The sequence below is a fragment of the Streptomyces sp. NPDC028722 genome, from assembly GCF_040637655.1.
Lineage (GTDB): Bacteria > Actinomycetota > Actinomycetes > Streptomycetales > Streptomycetaceae > Streptomyces.
Genome location: NZ_JBEZWU010000054.1, coordinates 1 through 18,410, shown reverse-complemented (window position 1 = coordinate 18,410; position 18,410 = coordinate 1). Strand labels below are relative to the sequence as shown.

At 71.7% G+C, this 18,410-nt stretch carries 14 protein-coding genes and 2 CRISPR repeat arrays; of the genes, 2 read left to right on the top strand and 12 right to left on the bottom strand.

The genetic code is table 11. The features are described from left to right. From AB0F03_RS36505 to AB0F03_RS36450, 12 genes are all read right to left on the bottom strand, one after another. A partial coding sequence (locus tag AB0F03_RS36505) for an IS5 family transposase (RefSeq protein WP_362000463.1) occupies positions 1–383 on the bottom strand: 383 nt, incomplete at its 3' end. 76 nt (positions 384–459) lie between these two features. Next, a CRISPR array of direct repeats spans positions 460–1,279; the repeat unit is 29 nt; unit sequence GGGACCATCCCCGCGGGCGCGGGGAGCAC. A gap of 90 nt (positions 1,280–1,369) precedes the next feature. Further along, a complete protein-coding gene (gene cas2e / locus AB0F03_RS36500) occupies positions 1,370–1,726 on the bottom strand; it encodes a type I-E CRISPR-associated endoribonuclease Cas2e (protein WP_362000460.1) in 357 nt (118 codons plus the stop codon). Continuing rightward, positions 1,723–2,709 carry a type I-E CRISPR-associated endonuclease Cas1e gene (gene cas1e / locus AB0F03_RS36495; RefSeq protein WP_362000457.1) on the bottom strand — a complete coding sequence of 329 codons (987 nt, stop codon included), beginning with the start codon at positions 2,707–2,709 and terminating at the stop codon, positions 1,723–1,725. Before cas1e ends, cas2e begins: the two co-directional genes overlap by 4 nt. A 4-nt stretch (positions 2,710–2,713) precedes the next feature. Further along, complete coding sequence (gene cas6e / locus AB0F03_RS36490; protein ID WP_362000454.1) at positions 2,714–3,490, bottom strand: type I-E CRISPR-associated protein Cas6/Cse3/CasE; 777 nt, start codon at positions 3,488–3,490, stop codon at positions 2,714–2,716. Then, positions 3,490–4,215, bottom strand: a complete 726-nt coding sequence (gene cas5e, locus AB0F03_RS36485) for a type I-E CRISPR-associated protein Cas5/CasD (RefSeq protein ID WP_362000451.1) — start codon at positions 4,213–4,215, stop codon at positions 3,490–3,492. The genes cas6e and cas5e overlap by 1 nt, the downstream gene beginning before the upstream one ends. Then, on the bottom strand, positions 4,212–5,405 hold the full coding sequence (cas7e, locus tag AB0F03_RS36480) for a type I-E CRISPR-associated protein Cas7/Cse4/CasC (protein ID WP_362000448.1): 1,194 nt from the start codon (positions 5,403–5,405) through the stop codon (positions 4,212–4,214). The genes cas5e and cas7e overlap by 4 nt, the downstream gene beginning before the upstream one ends. Further along, a complete protein-coding gene (gene casB, locus AB0F03_RS36475; RefSeq protein ID WP_362000445.1) occupies positions 5,402–6,091 on the bottom strand; it encodes a type I-E CRISPR-associated protein Cse2/CasB in 690 nt (229 codons plus the stop codon). Before casB ends, cas7e begins: the two co-directional genes overlap by 4 nt. Continuing rightward, on the bottom strand, positions 6,088–7,788 hold the full coding sequence (gene casA / locus AB0F03_RS36470; protein WP_362000442.1) for a type I-E CRISPR-associated protein Cse1/CasA: 1,701 nt from the start codon (positions 7,786–7,788) through the stop codon (positions 6,088–6,090). Before casA ends, casB begins: the two co-directional genes overlap by 4 nt. Then, entirely contained in the window at positions 7,781–10,711 is a 2,931-nt protein-coding gene (gene cas3, locus AB0F03_RS36465; protein ID WP_362000465.1) for a CRISPR-associated helicase Cas3', read from the bottom strand. Before cas3 ends, casA begins: the two co-directional genes overlap by 8 nt. A gap of 1,509 nt (positions 10,712–12,220) precedes the next feature. Next, positions 12,221–13,063: a hypothetical protein gene (locus AB0F03_RS36460; RefSeq protein WP_362000439.1), complete on the bottom strand. Its 843-nt coding sequence runs from the start codon at positions 13,061–13,063 to the stop codon at positions 12,221–12,223. 26 nt (positions 13,064–13,089) lie between these two features. After that, positions 13,090–14,121: a sigma-70 family RNA polymerase sigma factor gene (locus tag AB0F03_RS36455; protein ID WP_362000437.1), complete on the bottom strand. Its 1,032-nt coding sequence runs from the start codon at positions 14,119–14,121 to the stop codon at positions 13,090–13,092. Beyond that, positions 14,118–14,369 (bottom strand): hypothetical protein, encoded by a 252-nt coding sequence (locus AB0F03_RS36450; RefSeq protein ID WP_362000434.1) that lies wholly within the window; start codon positions 14,367–14,369, stop codon positions 14,118–14,120. The genes AB0F03_RS36455 and AB0F03_RS36450 overlap by 4 nt, the downstream gene beginning before the upstream one ends. Before the next feature lie 889 nt (positions 14,370–15,258). Between AB0F03_RS36450 and AB0F03_RS36445 the strand changes: the two genes are divergently transcribed. Then, complete coding sequence (locus AB0F03_RS36445) at positions 15,259–15,534, top strand: hypothetical protein (protein ID WP_362000431.1); 276 nt, start codon at positions 15,259–15,261, stop codon at positions 15,532–15,534. Continuing rightward, a complete protein-coding gene (locus AB0F03_RS36440; RefSeq protein WP_362000428.1) occupies positions 15,534–15,932 on the top strand; it encodes a hypothetical protein in 399 nt (132 codons plus the stop codon). Before AB0F03_RS36445 ends, AB0F03_RS36440 begins: the two co-directional genes overlap by 1 nt. Positions 15,933–16,066: 134 nt before the next feature. Beyond that, positions 16,067–17,500: direct repeats of the CRISPR family, unit length 29 nt; unit sequence GGGACCATCCCCGCGGGCGCGGGGAGCAC. Positions 17,501–18,410: the final 910 nt, after the last annotated feature.

The window sequence follows — 18,410 nt, the reverse complement described above, 5'->3', positions numbered from 1 at the left end:
CAGGCCGCCTCGGGAGCGTCCGAGGGCCGGGCTGCGGAGCCCCCTTTTCGAGCACCGGCGGCATGCTGGTGGGCGCGGACGATGGTGGAGTCGACTGACACCAGCCAGTCGACGTCGCCGCCGGCGTCCGCCCGGGACTGGGCGGCGCGAAGCATCCGCTCGAACGTGCCGTCCGCCGCCCACCGGCGAAAACGGGTGTGCAGCGTGGCCCACGGCCCGTACCGCTCAGGCACATCCCGCCAGGCCGTCCCGGTACGGAACTTCCACACGATCCCGTTGAGGACCCTGCGGTCATCCAGCCGCTTGCGCCCACGCGATGACACGGGCAGCAGCGGCCGGACGAACTCCCACTCAGCATCGGACAGTTCATGGCGACGTATCACCCGACCATGATCCACCACTCAAGATCTTTTGAAGACACTGCCTAGTGGCGGCCCGACGGCGAGCCTGCTCGCGAATGCGAAGCTGCCACCGGGCGCGGGGAGCACACCTTGACGCCGCGCTCGTCCCGGTCCACGGGACCATCCCCGCGGGCGCGAGGAGCACTCGGCCGTGCTGATGGCCGTGCCGTTCAGGTGGGGACCATCCCCGCGGGCGCGGGGAGCACGACACCGACAGGGCGGTCGCCGCGTTCCAGCCGGGACCATCCCCGCGGGCGCGGGGAGCACCGACGAGGCTGCCTCGGCTCCGCCCGCCGGCCGGGACCATCCCCGCGGGCGCGGGGAGCACTGCAGGGCCTCGGACAGGTGCTCGATGGCCTGGGGACCATCCCCGCGGGCGCGGGGAGCACATCGTCGGGGTCTGGAACAAGGTCGCGGGTGCGGGACCATCCCCGCGGGCGCGGGGAGCACTTGTTGTACTTGTCCATGGTGACGTTGGTCGAGGGACCATCCCCGCGGGCGCGGGGAGCACTACGACCCGGACACCGGTGACCTGGTCGGGCAGGGACCATCCCCGCGGGCGCGGGGAGCACCAGGGCAGAGGCGAGACGGAACAGCTCGGGTTGGGACCATCCCCGTGGGCGCGGGGAGCACGACAGCTCCACGGTCTACGCGGCACTGGGGGAGGGACCATCCCCGCGGGCGCGGGGAGCACCTACGTCTGCGCCTGCCAGCTGGCGTTGCTCTTGGGACCATCCCCGCGGGCGCGGGGAGCACGCAGGCCGCCGCCCGGCGCCCGTTCATCACGGGGGACCATCCCCGCGGGCGCGGGGAGCACCCACGGATGTGGTGCGGCTGTCGGTCGTAGGTAGGACCATCCCCGCGGGCGCGGGGAGCACCCTTCGTGAACTGCGGCTTTGTCACGGGGACAGGCCGCTGTGAGTAAGTTTCATAGATTCCCGCAAAATGTCACAAAAGGAATGAAGGGGCTATCCCCGTCTTCCGAACCGCCGTCGTTTGGAGGCGTTGCTCCAGCCTTTCCCAGGAGTAGTCGTGGTGATTGAGGGGTTTTGGGTGTTGGGGCGGCGGATCAGGGTGAGGCCTTCCTGGTCGACTGGATGCCACGCGTGATCATGGGTGCGGAAGGTGAAGCCTTGTTCGTTGTTGGTTGTGTGGGCGAGAAGGGCGCGGCCTTGGCCTGCGTATTGCTGGACTTCGTTCCAGAGCAGGTCGCGGATGCGTGCGGAGGGGTTGCCGATGAAGACGCCGGCGGAGATCTCGAGGAGCCATCGAGTGAGGAAGCCTCGCAGGCCGGGCGGGCAGTTGGTGAGGACGATGACGGTCACCAGGTGAGGTCCGCGTAGTCGCTGGCGTCGTGATGGTCGGTTCCGTCACCGTAGTTGCGGCCGGCGGGCACGGTTCGGCCGCCGTCGGTGTGGAGGGCGACGACGTCATGGTCGTCGTTCGTGGCCTCGGTTGGGGCTGTCTCTGGTAGCAGGAGGCGTTTGATGTCGTTGACGCAGCGGTCGAGCAGCGATCTTTCGTTGATGCGGTCCCGCAGGGCGCGGCGGGTGCGTGAGCCGATGTCCTGCTCGTCCTGGGCTGCGATGTCGAAGGCAAGGGGGATGCCGATTTCGGTTTTGTACAGGTCGGCGATATCGAGGACGAAGGACAGTTCGTGGCCGGAGTGGATGAAGCCGAGGGCGGGGCTGCAGCCGAGGGAGGCGACGACCGCGTGGGCGATGCCGTACATGCACTGGGCTGCGGCGGTGATGGCCTGGTTGACCGGGTCGCCGCTGGTGAAGTCGCCGGGGGTGTAGCGGCGGCCGCGCCAGGGGATGCCGGTGCGGGCGGACTGGGCGCGGTAGCAGTCTTTGAGGCGGCTGCCTTCGTGGCCGAGGAGTTCTTTGCGGGTGAGGCCGGTGGGGTCCTCGTCGGGGAAGCGCAGCCGGTACATGGCGCGGGCGACGGCGAGGCGGTTGCGGGGGTTGGCCCATTGCACGGCTTGTGCTTCGGCGAGTGCGGAAGAGCGGGTCAGGGCGCGGCCGCCGGCGTAGTAGCGCACTCCTTGTTCTCCCACCCAGCAGACGGCGGCGCCGGTTTCGCCGAGGACGCTCATCGCCTGGTGGGTGATGCGGGTGCCCGGGCCGAGGAGGAGGGTGCTGATGGTTGCCGAGGGGATGTGGGTGGTGCCGTCAGCGTCTTCGGCGGTGATGGCGTTGGCATCGCGGTGGACGGTGCAGCGTTCGAGGTAGATGAAGGAGAGCCGTTCACCGGTGCGGGTGAGGTGGCGTGGGGTGAGGGCGGAGCGTCGGGAGACGGTGGTCACCGGTTCACCTCGCCGTGGGTAGCGGGGCGAGGGTGAGCAGGCCGCAGCCGTAGGCCTTGGCCTTGCCGATGCCCTGGGTCAGGGCGCGGCGCAGCAGGTGGGGGTCGGTGACTTCGAGGCGGCCGTCGAAGGTGACGGTGACGAGGCTGACGGGCGGCCGGCGGCCGCGCTGGGGGTTGGTGTGTTTGTCGAAGGCGAGGGTGCGTTTGTCGTGGACGGTGAGTTCGTAGCGGTCGCCGTGGTGGGGCTGGCTGGTGTGGGTGGTGCCGCTGGGCAGGAGCCGTGTGGCGTGCGTTTTTTCCAGCACGCGGAAGCCGCAGGTTTCCTGGCGTTTGAGGAGCCAGCCCATCTGGTGCGTGGGGGTGAGGTGGGCGGTGCGTTTGGTGGGTTCGTCGTCCTTGCGGCGGGCGTGGTGGACGGGGTTGGCGGTGAGGCGGAACGCCCAGCGCTCTTGGGTGGTGAGCCGGTCAAGGAGCGGGCCATAGGGGCGGCTCTGCCAGCCCGGCTGGTTGGGGTCGGCGGCGGCCGCTGCGGGCCAGCCGGCCTGTTCGACGAGGTGGGTGAGGTCGGGCCGGTCGGGGCTGACGATGTACAGCATGACTTCGGCGCGGGTGGTGTGGTCCAGCCGCCACAGCACGCGCGGGCCGTCTGTAGGGGGTGTGTCGGTGGGCAGCAGGGCCGGGAAGGACGACATGACGGCGGCGTGCATGGCCTGCGGGGAGGACAGCAGGCGGCGGGCGCCGGAGCGCGCGGTGTTCACGCGAAAGCGGGTGAGGTGCATCAGGCGCTCTCTTCGTCCAGGGCGTCGAAGGGGTCGTGGCGGGGCAGGTGCCGGGCGGAGGACGGGTGGGGGATGCGCACGCTGGAGGCGACCTGGGTGCGCAGGGCGTGGCGGCGGTGTTCGGCGGCGAAGCTGAGCGGCTGGTCGCGCAGCGTGTCAGCCATGTGCTGCTCGTGCTCGTCCGCTTCGCGCAGGACGGTCAGTTCGACCTCCTCGTGGCCGCGGTGGTGTCTGCGGTACCAGGGTGAGGCCTGCCACGGCTCCCGGTGCAGTGCGTGTAGCAGGCCGGCGTCCTCGTGCAGGCTGAGTTCGACGGGGCGGGAGGGCGGGCAGGAGCGGCGGCCGAGGAACGGCGGGTAGACGGGGTTGCGCAGTGCTGCGTGCAGTGCTGTGAGCGTGTGGTGGTCGCCTTCGAGGGCGGCGACGAAGACGGCGTCGGCGAGGTAGAAGCGTTCGGACAGCGGCATGGATTTGCCGGTGACACCGTGGTGGGCGGTGTGGAAGTCGCGGATGCGGGTGCCGGGTTGGTCGATGCGTACGCCGAAGCGCAGGGCGGCCAGCGGCGTCAGTTTGTCGTCGTTGCCGCGTTCGATGCCGGCGGCGGCGGCGAGCAGGCCGATGACACCGCTCTTGGTGGGGGCGGACTCGGTGGTGCGGCGGGTGAAGCGGGCCGCGGCCCCCCAGGCTTGCAGGGGGCCGGCCAGGAGGAGGGTCAGCACGCTCATGCGGGCTTCTCCAGGCGTTCGGCGGTGGCCTGGCCTACGGCCGTGACGAGTTCGCCGAGGCTCGCCGCCTCGGTGCCCAGGGCGGCGAGCTTGTGGGTGTTGGGGCCGACGCGGAGCACCCAGGTGAGGGTGGAGTCTTCGTCGCCGTAGGCGCGCTCGATTTCAGGGATGTACTGGGCCAGGCGCTCGGACGCTTCGCGGACGTAGCCGCCCGTCTCCCCGCGTACCGGGTCTTCGAAGGCGGCGACGAAGCTGACGGGCCGGGTGGTGCGCATTTTGACGATCACGGCATCGGGCAGCGTGTGGTGCCCGAAGGTGTTGATCTTGCCGGTGGGCAGGGAGGCGACGAAGCCGTGGACAAAGGCCTCCACGGCCCGGCGGACCGGGTCGGTGCGCGGCTCGTCCTCGCGCAGGCCCTTGCCGAGGTTGGCGGCGAGCTGGTGCACGCCGAGGGCGGCGTAGCGGTAGAGGGTGGCGGAGTTGAAGTCGACGGTGCCGATCATGCCGGCGCCGGTCTCCTCCTCGGTGTTCTCGTCGTCCACGGCCGTGTAGTAGTCGGACTCGTTGTCCACGCGGTGGACGCTGAGGGCGTGGGCGACCTGGACGGCGGCGTCGACGTTGATGTCGGCGGCGTCGGCGACCATGCGGCCGAACAGGGCGATGTCGACCGAGTGGTGGCTGTCGACGAGCTGCTTGGCCTTGCCCTTGTTCTTCTTGTCCGCCAGGTAGGCCGTGATGTCGGTGGCGCCGTCGACGGCGAGGCGGGCCAGGGCGTCGAGCTGGCGGGCGCTGAGGAACACCAGGTACTTCGACTGCGGCGCCGGGTCCGGCTCACCGTCCTTGGCGGCGCTCGTCTTGCGCTTGGGCACCTCGGTCTTCAGGCCGGCGGCCTTGACCGTCTCGTCCGCGATACGCAGCGCGTCCTCGTGGGAGAGGGAGGTGTCGAGGTCGGTGATCCGGGCAGCGACCGCTTCTACGATCTTCTTCGTCCGCACACCGAGTTCGCTCGCGTCCAGCAGGTGCTCGTCCTGGAAGTAGGTGCGGGTCGCCCTTTTCCAGGCCTGGCTGGAGACGCGGGCGCGCGGCACTCCCCCGTACACCGCGCTCTTGGGGGCGCCGGTGTCGTCGCGGTTGAGGTTGCTGGGCGGGACGGTCTGCAGAGCGTGCACGTCGAGGAAGATGCGGTTCACGAGGCGTCCTTGTCGGTGTCCGTGGTGCGGGCGGTGATGTCGCGGTCGGCGCGGGCTGAAGGTGCATCGTCTGTGCTGTTGTGCCAGGCGTGGAAGGAGCGGCCCCACTCCCTGCGGACGGTGTCCGCGCCGCCGGGCCACTGCCAGGTGTAGAGCTGTCCGGCGAGCAGCGCGTGGTCGAGTTCGATGTCCCTCTGGCGCAGCAGGACGACGATGTCGCGCAGCCGCTGGGCGCAGGTGGCCAGGTCGGCGGCGGTGCCTGCGCGGACCAGGCGCTTGTGCACGGGCGTGTCGATCTCGCCGGGCTTCATCATCCGCCGCACCGCGGCCCCCAGCCCGCGGCGGCTGTCAGGTCGGTCGGGCTGGTACATGCCGGTGCGACGGGACTGCTGGTGCAGCGCGTACAAGGTGAGGGCGACGTGCAGGGCGTCCTCGGCGTGCTCCAGTTCCCGCTCGCTCAGCGGCCGGGCGCCGTCGGGGGTGTGGTGCAGCGGGCCGGTGTCGATCAGCGCCCACAGGTCGGGCAACTGCCCGGCCGGCCGCCCGGCGCCGCGCCGGAGCCGGGCGAGGGAGGCGACAGCGTGGGACTCGTCGGCGAGATAGCCGCGCTGCCAGGCTGTGATGTGGCCGGCTGCGAGGCGGGTCACCCGCTCGCGGGGGGTGACAGGCGTGGTCAGGGTGGTCATGCGGATGCCTTCACGGTGGTCTCGTGCGCCGGGCTCATGTCCGTGGCCGGCGGCGTGTCAACAACATCGGGGCTGCCCAGGCCCCTGCGCAGGGTGGCACGGAACCACTTGCCGGCCAGGTCGCAGTTGAGCCAATCGGTGCCGTGTTTGAGCTGGACGGTCCGGCCCTGCCACGCCGCGTTTCCGGCCGCGGCCATCATTCGGTCCCCGATACCACCGGCGATCTCACGTACCTGCTGCTGCCAGGCGGTGCGGCGGGCGTAGGGGTCGTCGGTGTCGGCCAGGCCGGCGAGCCAGGCGCGGTAGGGGGCCTCGAGGAGGCCGTAGGCGAGATCGCGGGCGGTGGAGCGGGGCCCCTCACTGTCCGCGCCGGCCGCCCGGGCCAGGTCGGCGGCCAGGTCGCCCAGCGCGTTGACCGCGAGATCGGCGTCACCGACGGCGGCCACGGCCTGCTCGGCATAACGCCGGTCCCGCTCGTGCAGCAGAACAACGGCCATGGCCACGTGATCGTCGATGATCTCGTCGATCACGGACTGCTGGGTGCCGTAGCGGGCGCCGACGGTCCTCGTCCGCACCAGGAATCCGCGCTCCAGCTCCCCTTCCGTCACCAGGCGGGCCACCCACTCCAGGACCCCGGGCCGCAGACGCTCGGCAGGCTCCGCCCCCTGCGCCGTGCCTGCCTCACCGGCGACGAGGGCGCCGATCCCGCGCCAGGCGGAACGCTCGGGAGCGTGCTCGCGCGGCAGGTAGACCGGCGTCTTCTTCAGCTTCTTCTCCTGTGCCCTGCTGCGCCGCCAGGCGCTCATCGGCTCCCGGTGCTGGCGGTCACGGGCACCGAGCGGGTCGCCGTAGCCGAGAACGACGCCGAGCACCCCATCCTGATCGAAGTGCAGGCGCAGACGCCGCGACTGCCACGTGTACAGGTCCCGCACGCCTGTAGGGGCGCGCTCGGCGCCACCCGGGGCGCACGGCGGCCTGCGCCACGCCGGAGCGTCCGCGTCGTCGATCTCGAGGTTGGCGGTGTCGGCCGCGATCAGGTTCAGCAGCAGCGTCTCGCGCAGGGTGCGGCCCTCGACGAACACCCCGCCGAGGTTGCCGGCCCAGCCGACACCGAGCGGATAGACCTTGCCTCCCTTGGCACGCGCATCGCCCTCCACGCCGGTCTTGATGCCGGAGGTGTCGTAGGCGTGGGCGTGCACGAGCCAGCGGGCCGCCTCGGCGAAGGTGAGCCGCTCGACGGTGGGCATGCGGGCGGTGAAGAACGGCTCGCCGTTGGGGACGTCGGCCACGATCCGGTTGAGGGAGAACACCTCGCCCTGTGCCGTGCGCAGGCCGGCGGTCTGGAAGAACGGCGCGTCGGCGTCCAGCAGATCGAACCGTGCCCGGTGCCGGTCGAGGTACGCCCCGACCGGCGTGAAGCAGGCGTCATCCGCCCACAAGTCGGCCCAGTCGTCGATGTCGCGGGGCCCGTCGAGCGCGTCGTGCACGACGGCCAGCAGCAACCGGATAAGGGCGAACTCCTGGGTGGGCAGGTCACCGACGACCCGGCGCAGACCATCAGCCTGTTCGAACACCTCCCGCAGCGACACCTCCTGCTGACTGCCGTCCCGGCGAAGCACGGGAATCCACGGGCGGGTGGTGAGATCGAACGACAGCACTCCCCCACCACCACTGCTGCTCTGATCGATGTCAGGCACGGGTCACCTCAAGACCGTCACTGGGGCTGTACCGGAGGATGAAGCCTGCCAGGCGGGTCTGACAGTCCTCGTCGAGCGGCAGGATCAGCTGGCCAGCGAGCCAGTGACTGTCTTTCACCTGCCAGGCGGGAATATAGAGTTCCTCGAGTTCGTCGATCGCCTGATCCATCACGTCGGCGTAGCTGAACTGGATCGGCAGTCGCAGCCCGCAGCTGGCCGCAGCGCGGGCCGCGAGCGTGGTCGGCACCTGGTCCGTGGGAAGGGGCAGCCCGGCCAGCGGGCGGCCCTTGCGGTCCGGCTTGAGCCACGGCAGCGTCGCGAGGGTGCCGTCGGCGCGCCGCTGGACGACCACGACTTCAAGGCTCTCGCGGCTGTCGCGTACCTGGGCCCGCCCCTGGCGGGTGTCGTCCGCGTCACCGACGCCGGCTGCGACCCAGCCGAACAGCGGCCGACCAGGGCGGGCGGCAGCATCCAGACGGAACGTCGCAGCCCGCTCGGCCTGATCCGCGCGGTGCTCCTCATGGCGTGTGCGTGCAGCCTCAAGCGCCTCCTCCCAGCCGGCCGGGGCGTCGACGGTGTCGGCGTAGGCGTGCTGCACCAGGGGGCTGATGTCCGCCGGCAGCCGTACCGGCCGCTGCCGGCCGCCGTCGAGGTGGGGCAGCAGGACGGCGGCAGAGCGCAGCAGCGCGTGCGCCCCGTACACGGCGAGCGAACCGCGCACCGGTGCGGGTACGGGGGTGTTCCAGTCGACGCCGGTGAGCAGGCAACGTGCCTGGCGCAGCTGCTCGGGCCGCTCGGTCTGCTGGTGGCCGCCGCGCAGGTGGCGGTGCAGGCGTCCCATGCGCTGCAGCAGCAGATCGACCGGGGCGAGGTCGGTGACCAGCAGGTCGAAGTCGACGTCCAGGGACTGCTCAGCGACCTGGCTGGCGACGACGATGTGCGCCGTCTGCGGGCGGTCCGTCTTCGCGGTCGGTGGGCCGAAGCGGGTCAGGAGCGCGGCGTCCTTCTCGGCGCGGTCGACGTCGACGAAGCATGAGTGGGCGACGGTGACGTTCTCCTGCCCGAAGCGCTCTCGCAGCACAGCCGCTGCCTGAAGGACCCGGCGAACGGTGTTGCGCACGACCAGAACGCAGCCGCCCTGGACGAGCTCCCTCTCCAGCCGGTCCGCCAGGACGTTCACGTCGTCATCGAGGCGCTCCACTTCGACGTCCGTGCTACGGCCCGAGCCGGCGGGACGCCGCATGAGCGGCGCCCCGCCCGGGCGGACCGTCGTCAGCAGTGGATAGTCGCCGGCCCGGGCAACAGCATCGAAAGGGGCTTTGGTCGCGCTGGCGGCCTTGCCCGCGTAGGCCTCGGCCAGCTGCCGTCGGCGGCCGGCGGGCAGCGTCGCGGACAGCACCACCACCGGCACCCGGTAGGCACCCAGCCAGGACAGCACCCGGTCGAGATAGACGCTCATATAGGTGTCGTAGGCGTGGGCCTCGTCGATGACGACGACCTTCCCCGCGATCGCCAGGTGACGCAACACCAGGTGGCGGCTCTTGAGCCCGGCGAACAGCAGCTGGTCGATGGTGCCCGCCACGAACGACGACAGCATGGCCTTCTTCCGCCCCCGCAGCCAGGCATGAGCGACGAGTTCGGCCGCAGCGGCACGGCCGGGATCCGACGGCCGCCACTGCTGCGTGGCGTGGCCGTCCACGTCGACCTCGGCGATACGCCGGCCGCCGCCCATCAGGTCGACGAAGTCGTCGTTGAGAGCGGCCTTGGAGTGGGCGAGCAGCACCGAGTAGCGCGCGGCGGGCGGGGTCGGAAGACGGTCGAGCCAGTGCAGCAGGCGGGGGAACATCGCGTTGCCGGTGGCCATCGTCGGCAGCGCGAAGAACACCCCGCCCGCCCCCGACCGCGTGGCGAAGATCTCCGCCACGGCGAGCGCGGCTTCCGTCTTCCCCTCCCCCATCGGCGCCTCGATCACCATCAGCCCCGGCTCGTCCATCTCCCTCGCCAGCGCGACAGCCGCTTCCTGCACCGGGCGGGCCCTCGCGCCCGCCGGCAGATCGAACCGGGAGGCGAACAACTCCGCGACGTCCCCGGCCGGCTCCTGTGCCCGCCAGGGACCGGGCAGGTCCAGTGCGCGCCAGGCGGCCGCCATGCGCTCCGTGCCCGTGCGGGGCACGTCCTGGGGGAAGTAGGGGAACAGGTCGCTGTTACTGGCGATCCAGTCGCAGACGATGACCACAGCGGACAGCAGCACCTGCACCGGCTGCGACAGTTTCACCAACTTCCAGGCCGCCAGCCGCTCAACGACACCGAACTCCTGCGCGCAGGCCTCCAGCAGCTCATCCTGCACCTGCTTCCACAGCACCCCGCTCGCACCCTGCGCGCGCAACAGATCCGGATGACGCTCCAAAGCCTGGATCTGGCCGTGCTCGGGCGGCACACCGTGATGCCCGCCCACCACCACCGTGAACTGCCCGGCCTGCTTCACCGTCCAGCCATGGCGCTCCTCCAGCCACCAGCCCAGCAGCACCTGCCCCGCCAGCCCGTGCGGCGCGAACCTGCGGTCCGCGCCCATCGCCTCCCGCGAACGCATCTCCAGCCCGTGACCGCGCATGACCTGCGCCAACTCATCCACCTGACAGGCGAACGCCGGCGTCGCCTTCCCGATGTCATGCACACCCGCCAGCCACACCACCAGCCGGCGGGCATCCGCCTGCCCACCCGGCAGCCCACCGGCGATCAGCCTGCGCACCGACAACGGCAGCCACTCATCCCACAACCGCCCCGCCACAGCGGCACAGTCCTCCATGTGCCGCCACAACGGCAGCCAGCCATCCCCCTCACGGTCATGCTTGGCCCACACACTCAACACCGGCCCGCTCAACCGGGCACGCAGCCCCGCCCGGCCGCCCCCCTCACCAGTCATCCCAGATGAATACAACACCCACACGCCACGCGAAGCCGGTTGCAAAAAACGAACAACAACCGATCAACACCGTCACGGGAAACACCCGCCACGATCACCTGCATCACCTCGAACACGGAACCATCCCCGCAGGCGCGGGGAGGACGCCACTTCGGAATCGGCGCGGGACTCACGGGTGGGACCATCCCCGCGGGCGCGGGGAGCACGGGTGGACGGTCCGGCAGGACGGTTCGGCCGAGGGACCATCCCCGCGGGCGCGGGGAGCAATGCGCTCCTGCTCGGTGAGGGACCGGGACCATCCCCGCGGGTGCGGGGAGCACTCACGGACGTCGGTGAGATCGCTGCGCAAGTCGGGACCATCCCCGCGGGCGCGGGAAGCACAGGTTCTGCGGGTATCCGGAATGCCGTTCAACGGGACCACCCCGCGGGCGCGGGGAGCACCACTTCACGGCCTCCTTGCCGACGGTTTCGGTGGGACCATCCCCGCGGGCGCGGGGAGCACATTGTCAACTTCGCCGACGAAGACACGATCATGGGACCATCCCCGCGGGCGCGGGGAGCACGGTGTCCGGCATCCTCGCCCAGATGCGGGCCGCGGGACCATCCCCGCGGGCGCGGGGAGCACTTCGCGTTGGCCGCCATGACCGGCATGTCCTGGGGACCATCCCCGCGGGCGCGGGGAGCACGCCACGTAGCCGGGCAGCCACTCGGTGGCGTAGGGACCATCCCCGCGGGCGCGGGGAGCACGGCAGGCCGCCGCACTGGCACGGTCCGGCGAGGGGACCATCCCCGCGGGCGCGGGGAGCACTTCACCTGAGCGGCCGGCGCCTTGGGCGGGGTGGGACCATCCCCGCGGGCGCGGGGAGCACTGGGAGACGCGCACCGAGGCGAAGCGACCACGAGGACCATCCCCGCGGGCGCGGGGAGCACACGACATAGGCCGCGCGATCAGCCGTGATGCTGGGACCATCCCCGCGGGCGCGGGGAGCACGTGAAAGGGAGGTTCGACGCCGTAAGGGCGCCGGGACCATCCCCGCGGGCGCGGGGAGCACTACCGGCAGCTCGGCCGGCGCTGGCTGGACCGGGGACCATCCCCGCGGGCGCGGGGAGCACAGCGTGCCGGCCGCGGTCGTCCCGAGGAGCTGGGGACCATCCCCGCGGGCGCGGGGAGCACGCACCCGGCCCGCTCACCAGCATTTTCGCCCCGGGACCATCCCCGCGGGCGCGGGGAGCACAGCGGCACTGCGGGCCCTGGCGCGCAGGTCGAGGGACCATCCCCGCGGGCGCGGGGAGCACAACCGGCTGTTCGTCGCCTACTGGCTCAAGTCGGGACCATCCCCGCGGGCGCGGGGAGCACGGACTCGGCTTGGCATCGGCGGTACCGCTGGAGGGACCATCCCCGCGGGCGCGGGGAGCACTCTTCGTGAACTGCGGCTTTGCCAGAGAGAAAGGCCGTTGTGAGCCAGTTCCACTGATTCCGGCAAAGCGCTGTAATGAGCATGAAAGCAATCATTTTGGCGTACCTAGTCGGCGGGTGGCGGCCTGCTGGAGGAGGTCGTGGAGGTCTTGTTCGGCTTGGGAAGAGCGGGCGGGGAGGGTGTCGGCGACGTCCGGCCTGCTGGCCGCGGCGGCCAGGAGCCCCTTGATGCGCTCGGCGAAGTCGTGTCCGGGCAGGGGGAGTTCCATGTCGGGCTCGCGGAGGTAGCCGACGGTGACGGCGGTGGGGACGTAGGCCATGAGGCGGGTCACCGCTGTGGTGCGGTCGCGGACGGTCTGCTTAGCCAGGTGGCGCAGGATCCGCAGGATGGTGGTGGTAGAGGTGCTGGTGACGGGGTGGAGGGCTGGTGCCCACTGCCCCACGGCCGTCGGCCTGGGTGCGGAGGCGGGGGGCGGGGGTGGTGGTTTGACGTCGTCGGTCTGCTGGTGCCACCAGCGGGCCGGGGTGTCTTCGTCGGCGGCGAGGTGGTGGAGGTAGAGGCAGTAGGCGGCGGCCGGCTGGCCTGCGCCGGCGGCGTACTGCCACCAGAAGCGGGCGCCGTCGTCGGTGTCGGTCAGTTGCAGTACGCATGCCAGCACGAGCGCGCTGCGGGGTTCGGGGACCTGTTCGGTGACGAAGTCGGCGATCTCATGGGCGGGGGTGTGGGAGACGAGGGTCTCGCACAGGGCCCTGAGGTCTTCGGCGGCCTCCGCGGCCGCGCGGCGCCTACCGGACGCCGTCGGTCGGTCGTGGGTGTCGGCCGGGGGCTGCGCGGTGCGGGCGGCCGGGCGGGAGTGGGTGTCGACGATGTCGCGGGGCACGGTGCGTTCCGTGGCGAGGCGGGCCCGGGCGAGGATGCCGTCGATGCGGTTCATGTCTGTTCCCTTCGGGTGGGCGGCGGTCACAGACTGTCGTCGAGGAAGCGCCTCGCGTGGCGTTCATCGGACAGGACGGTGGCCAGTGGGAGGCCCAGGAGCTGGGAGACGTCCTCGGTGGCCATGCCGTGCAGGGCGCGCAGCACCATGACGTCGAGCTGGTTGTGGGGCAGCCGGCCCATCGCCTTGAACAAGGCGATGGACTCGGCGATCTGTTCCGCGGCCTCGTCCTCATCGGTGAGTGATCGCAGGGCGACCGTGTCGAACGCGGCGGCGCTGAACTCGGGGCGGCCGTCGATGTGCGAGGTGCGGGTCATGACCGCGGTGCGCAGCACGGTGAAGGTGTAGCGGCGGGCGTCGCGGCTGGCGAGGGCCTGGTCCCACGACAGCCAGAGCTGGTCGTAGGTTTCCTCGAGGGCCGCGTCGCAGGAGGCGCCGATCAGGAAGACACCGCCGTAGAGGCGGTAGCCGCCCTCGGTGAGGTCACGGAACGCGGTGAGGTCCAGCGGCGGGGTGGCGCGGGTGGCCGTCATCGTCACGCGGGCGGCGCTTTTCTCCACCCAGGTGCGGGACTTGTTCTCCGTCTCCAGCGCGGCCTGGCGCCACAGCCGGTACAGCGGCCAGAAGGAGACGCCGAGAGTGACGGCGACGTCGTAGAGGAGCTCCCAGCGCGGGTAGAGCTTGCCGCTCAGCAGCTCGGAGATCTTCGGTTTGGAGATGTACACGGCCTCGCCGAGCCGGCTCATCGTCAGGCCGGTGGAGAGCGCGGCGGCGAGGTAGGCCTCGCGGACCGGAACGAGCCAGGCCCGGTGTGCGCTGGAGACGTGCGGCGCGATCGGGCCGAGCGGCCGGCCGGGGCGGCCTGGACGCCGCCCGTTGGCGGTGCGGCCTCCCCTGCCAGAAGGCTTCCCGGCCCGGGCCGGGAAGCCGGGCCCGGCAGGCTTGTCCGTCGCGTTCTGCCTGGGCGCGGCCGGCGGGCCGGCTGCGCCGGCCGGCTGCGGCTCGCCTGGAGGAGGTGGTTCGTCGGGCGCCTCGGGCGGGTCGGAGAAGCGGTTCATGGCGCCTCCTCCCCGCTGCTCTGCACGGCCGACGCCGGCCGCCCGGCCTCGCAGCCGGCCTGGGTGCGCGCCGCCTCGAGCCCGGTCTGCGGGCGGGCGGCCCGCACGATCTGCTGGACCGTCAGCCCCAGCGCCGGAGCGAGGACGGCAATCGCCGCGACCTGCCCGAACGCAACCATCACGACGCTCCACGTGAACACGATCGCCGTGGCGAACGCGATGAGGAGCCTTATCCCTTTGCGTTCCATCAAGTTCCCTTGGTTCTCGGTCTTCCCTTGCCGCCGGCCGTCCGGGGACCGACAGATCCCCGAGCCGGGCGGGTGCCACGCCGCCGCTGCCCGGAGAGGTCAACCAGCATGTACTCAGCAGCAGTTGCTACGCCAAGTGATCACGGATTCACGGAACAATGCCGGTCGCGGAACAGCCCACGACGAACAGGGACGAACTGCCGCCCGAAGGAAAACGCCCCGCCCGTTCGCTCTGGGGTGGAAGTTCCCGGTTCTCCTTGCAATCCCGCGTTCGACCGACGTCAATGGAGCCAAGGCACCCTTGAGGTGTCGGTCTTCCATCCGGGAGAGCCCGCCCCCGTGCCAGAACAACCGGGGGGCGAGCACAGCGTTCCCGCCCGGCCCGGGGTAAACAGGCCGGGCGGGAACGCACCGTCCACTCGGGACATGCTGAAGGTAGCCGACCGCGCCGACAGCACGCCCCCACTGCCCTACCCGCGCTTCCGTGCGCCCTGCGTACCACCCCCGGCCACCACACGGTCCCGGCGGCCGCAGCCGTGTGCACGGCGGCCGGGACAAACATCGGGCCCGGCCCCCGGCCGGGGCATCCTCCGGCGCCGTGAGGAGGGATGGCCGGTCGGCGGAAGCGGCCACGGTGCCAGCGAAGCCGGTATGACCGGGGGATGGACGCCCTACCGCACCCTCGTGTATGAGCACGCGGGCACGATCGCGCGCACCCACCTGCACCGGTAGGCGCCACCCGGGCCGGCAGATGACGTATCGCAGCCGGCTCGATTTATGGACGACGGCCGGCGGGGAGCACCAAGGCGACGTGCCTCAAAACGGGCGGCGCTAGCGCACCGGGCCTCACCCCTCTACCGTCAGTAGAGGAAGGCGGTAGAGTCGGGACATGGCAGCAGACGAGACGAGCATCAAGGTCAGTACGGCCGCGCGGGACCGACTCGCCCAACTGGCGGCGGAACACGGCACAACCATCCGCAGCCTGGTGGAGGACCTCGCGCAGGGCACGCCGACCCGGGCCGAGTACGCCGAGCGGGCCGAGCTGGCCCGATCCGAGCTCGCCTCCGCCCTGGGCAGCGCGCCGAGCCCGGAGGCCGAGGCCAAGGCCCGAGCCCTGCTCGAGCGCCTGAGCGCCGCCTCCCACGGTCCGCGAGCAGCCGCGTAGTGGCGGCGATCGCGGTCGTCATGGACCACACGACCGCCATGGCACTGTACGACCCCAAGGACCCGTTCAACGAGGCCGTCGCCGCGTTCTACGTCCAGGCCTCCGGCGGGCTCGGTGACCTGTATGCACCGGTGCTGTCGCTGACGGCCGGCGACGCCGAACGACCCGGCCTGCTCTCCTACATCAACGGGCTGCGGTTCATCCGGATCGAGGCGTTCGACACCGACGCCGCAATCACCGCCACAGAACTGCTGCGCTTCGGGCACTCCTGGGCCGCCGTCCACGCCATCCACACAGCCCGCCCCTCCCCCGCCCACCCCACCGGCCGATACCTGCTCACCCTCACCCCCAAGGCGTACGCGGGCACCGGCGTCCAAGCCGTCCACCCCGGCCAGTAACCACCGCCATGCCGACGGACGACCGCCCTCCACACGCACCCGACACCCGAGCCCTGGCCCGCGGAACCGCGCGCCGGGCACGGGCAGCGGGGTAGGCGGACCAGGAGGCGCCCGGGCAGTCGCCGCAACGTCCCGGGGACCATCCTGCGGGCGCGAGGAGCACGCACGGGCGTTGGACCGCCAGTCGTTCTTGATGGGACCATCCCCGCGGGCGCGGGGAGCACTGCGGGGCCGGCCCGCGGGGCGGCGGCGGGTCGGGACCATCCCCGCGGGCGCGGGGAGCACTGGGAACTGGAGATCGCCGACCTCACTGGCGCGGGACCATCCCCGCGGGCGCGGGGAGCACTGCGGGGCCGGCCCGCGGGGCGGCGGCGGGTCGGGACCATCCCCGCGGGCGCGGGGAGCACTCGTCGCCAACGAGCACGGGGAGATCGGGCCCGGGACCATCCCCGCGGGCGTTGGGGAGCACGACAGCCCGGCCCGCCCGGTGCAGGACGCCCGGGGACCATCCCCGCGGGCGCGGGGAGCACGAGAAGATCCTCCGGCTGTCGTGGGTGATCGTGGGACCATCCCCGCGGGCGCGGGGAGCACATCGATCACCTGGGTGTCGATGTCGTCGGTCGCGGGACCATCCCCGCGGGCGCGGGGAGCACGGGAGCGCCGCGCTCGTCTGGGTGATCGCCTGGGGACCATCCCCGCAGGCGCGGGGAGCACGCCGCCGCCTGCTACTCCCTGTACACCCAGGAGGGACCATCCCCGCGGGCGCGGGGAGCACTGTCCACGTGGTCTGTGGTGGCGGCCGCCACCGGGACCATCCCCGCGGGCGCGGGGAGCACGCGCCTCGGAGCGTGACCGCGTTGCCCGTGATGGGACCATCCCCGCGGGCGCGGGGAGCACTCGGCCGGGAGGTCGTGGCGGCTGGTATCGGTGGGACCATCCCCGCGGGCGCGGGGAGCACGAGGTCCTGCGGGCTGTCGCAGCGGACGCAGCGGGACCATCCCCGCGGGCGCGGGGAGCACACCACGGTTCCGGTCGCCGAAGCCGCCGCGCTGGGACCATCCCCGCGGGCGCGGGGAGCACCCCGAGCAGGGCAGCAACCCGACATGCGCCCAGGGACCATCCCCGCGGGCGCGGGGAGCACTTCGAGTCGTTCCCGCCGGCCGGCTTCGGCGCGGGACCATCCCCGCGGGCGCGGGGAGCACATCGTCGACCACGCGCCCTTCGTGGGCGTGGCGGGACCATCCCCGCGGGCGCGGGGAGCACCGGATCCTCGGTGCCGGCCCCGCCGGCCAGACGGGACCATCCCCGCGGGCGCGGGGAGCACGTGCGCGTCGGAAATCCTGCGCGCGGCGTCGAGGGACCATCCCCGCGGGCGCGGGGAGCACCCAGGCCCGCCTTTGCCGGACCGACGCGGACCGGGACCATCCCCGCGGGCGCGGGGAGCACGCGACGTGCACGGCCACGTCGTAGGGGCCGTTGGGACCATCCCCGCGGGCGCGGGGAGCACAGGTCGGGGGTGGCGAGGCGAGTGCGGAGGGCGGGACCATCCCCGCGGGCGCGGGGAGCACTCTTCCTGAACTGCGGCTTTGTCACGGGGACAGGTCGGTGTGGGCCAGTTCCACGGTTCCCGGCAAACGTCGCATAGGAGTAAATACACTCATTCTTTCTGCCGTATTGCCCGTTATTTGGATATCAACCCCAACCGCCCTTTTCGCACATTAGGCGGTATGGGACTCGAGAGCGTGGTTCCACCCGCTGCGGCTCGTCCAGCAATCTAGCCGCACCCCATGCCCCGGGGGCCAGGAAAGCCGCCTAGACAGATGTGGTCCGCGCTCAGCTCCAGACGCGGGCAGCGGTAGGCCAGGTGGCCGGCGCCCTGAGCGTGGTGAGCCCCGAAATGGCATCTCCGGGGCTCACCTCGCTCATGGCCGAACAACCGCGTTCCCGCCCGTGATCACTCTGCTCGGACGGATGCGCCGTAGCTGTCGGTCTGGAGCAGCGCTGCGGCTTCCTGGGGCGGTGCGGTCCATACCTGGATGAGGTACCACTCGGTGACGTCGACGGCGTCGGGTGTTGTAGCGGTTGAGCCAGCCGAACGCGTCGAGGCGGGTTTCGCGTTCACTGGACCAGATCTTGAGGCCCTGGAGCGTCTCGCGGGGTGATAACGCGGCGCCGGGCGGACGGCGGTATGCGGGTCAGGCGGTCCGGCCGGGTCGAAACCGACGCAGCGCGGCCAGCAGCGGGGCAAAGCCGGTGAGAAGCGGGGCGGGCAGGGCCAACGCCCAGTGCCACACCCGCAGCCAGGGAGGCGAGCAGCTCGATCCAGGCGCCGGCCTGTGGGGTCGGGGTCTGCGGGCACGGCCGGAGGCCTGGGACTTCGGCGCTTACGGCGCAGGAACGCGAGGCCGGGCGTTGAAGGGGCAGCCGGCCCGGGAGACCGGCCACGGTAGGGGCGGCGGCGATGGCGTTACCGAGCAG

Excerpts from the sequence above, each read along its gene's own strand:
- cas6e (WP_362000454.1), bottom strand. The coding sequence starts at position 3,490 with ATGCACCTCACCCGCTTTCGCGTGAACACCGCGCGCTCCGGCGCCCGC.
- cas5e (WP_362000451.1), bottom strand. The coding sequence starts at position 4,215 with ATGAGCGTGCTGACCCTCCTCCTGGCCGGCCCCCTGCAAGCCTGGGGG.
- casB (WP_362000445.1), bottom strand. The coding sequence starts at position 6,091 with ATGACCACCCTGACCACGCCTGTCACCCCCCGCGAGCGGGTGACCCGC.
- cas3 (WP_362000465.1), bottom strand. The coding sequence starts at position 10,711 with ATGACTGGTGAGGGGGGCGGCCGGGCGGGGCTGCGTGCCCGGTTGAGC.
- AB0F03_RS36460 (WP_362000439.1), bottom strand. The coding sequence starts at position 13,063 with ATGAACCGCATCGACGGCATCCTCGCCCGGGCCCGCCTCGCCACGGAA.
- AB0F03_RS36455 (WP_362000437.1), bottom strand. The coding sequence starts at position 14,121 with ATGAACCGCTTCTCCGACCCGCCCGAGGCGCCCGACGAACCACCTCCT.
- AB0F03_RS36450 (WP_362000434.1), bottom strand. The coding sequence starts at position 14,369 with ATGGAACGCAAAGGGATAAGGCTCCTCATCGCGTTCGCCACGGCGATC.
- AB0F03_RS36445 (WP_362000431.1), top strand. The coding sequence starts at position 15,259 with ATGGCAGCAGACGAGACGAGCATCAAGGTCAGTACGGCCGCGCGGGAC.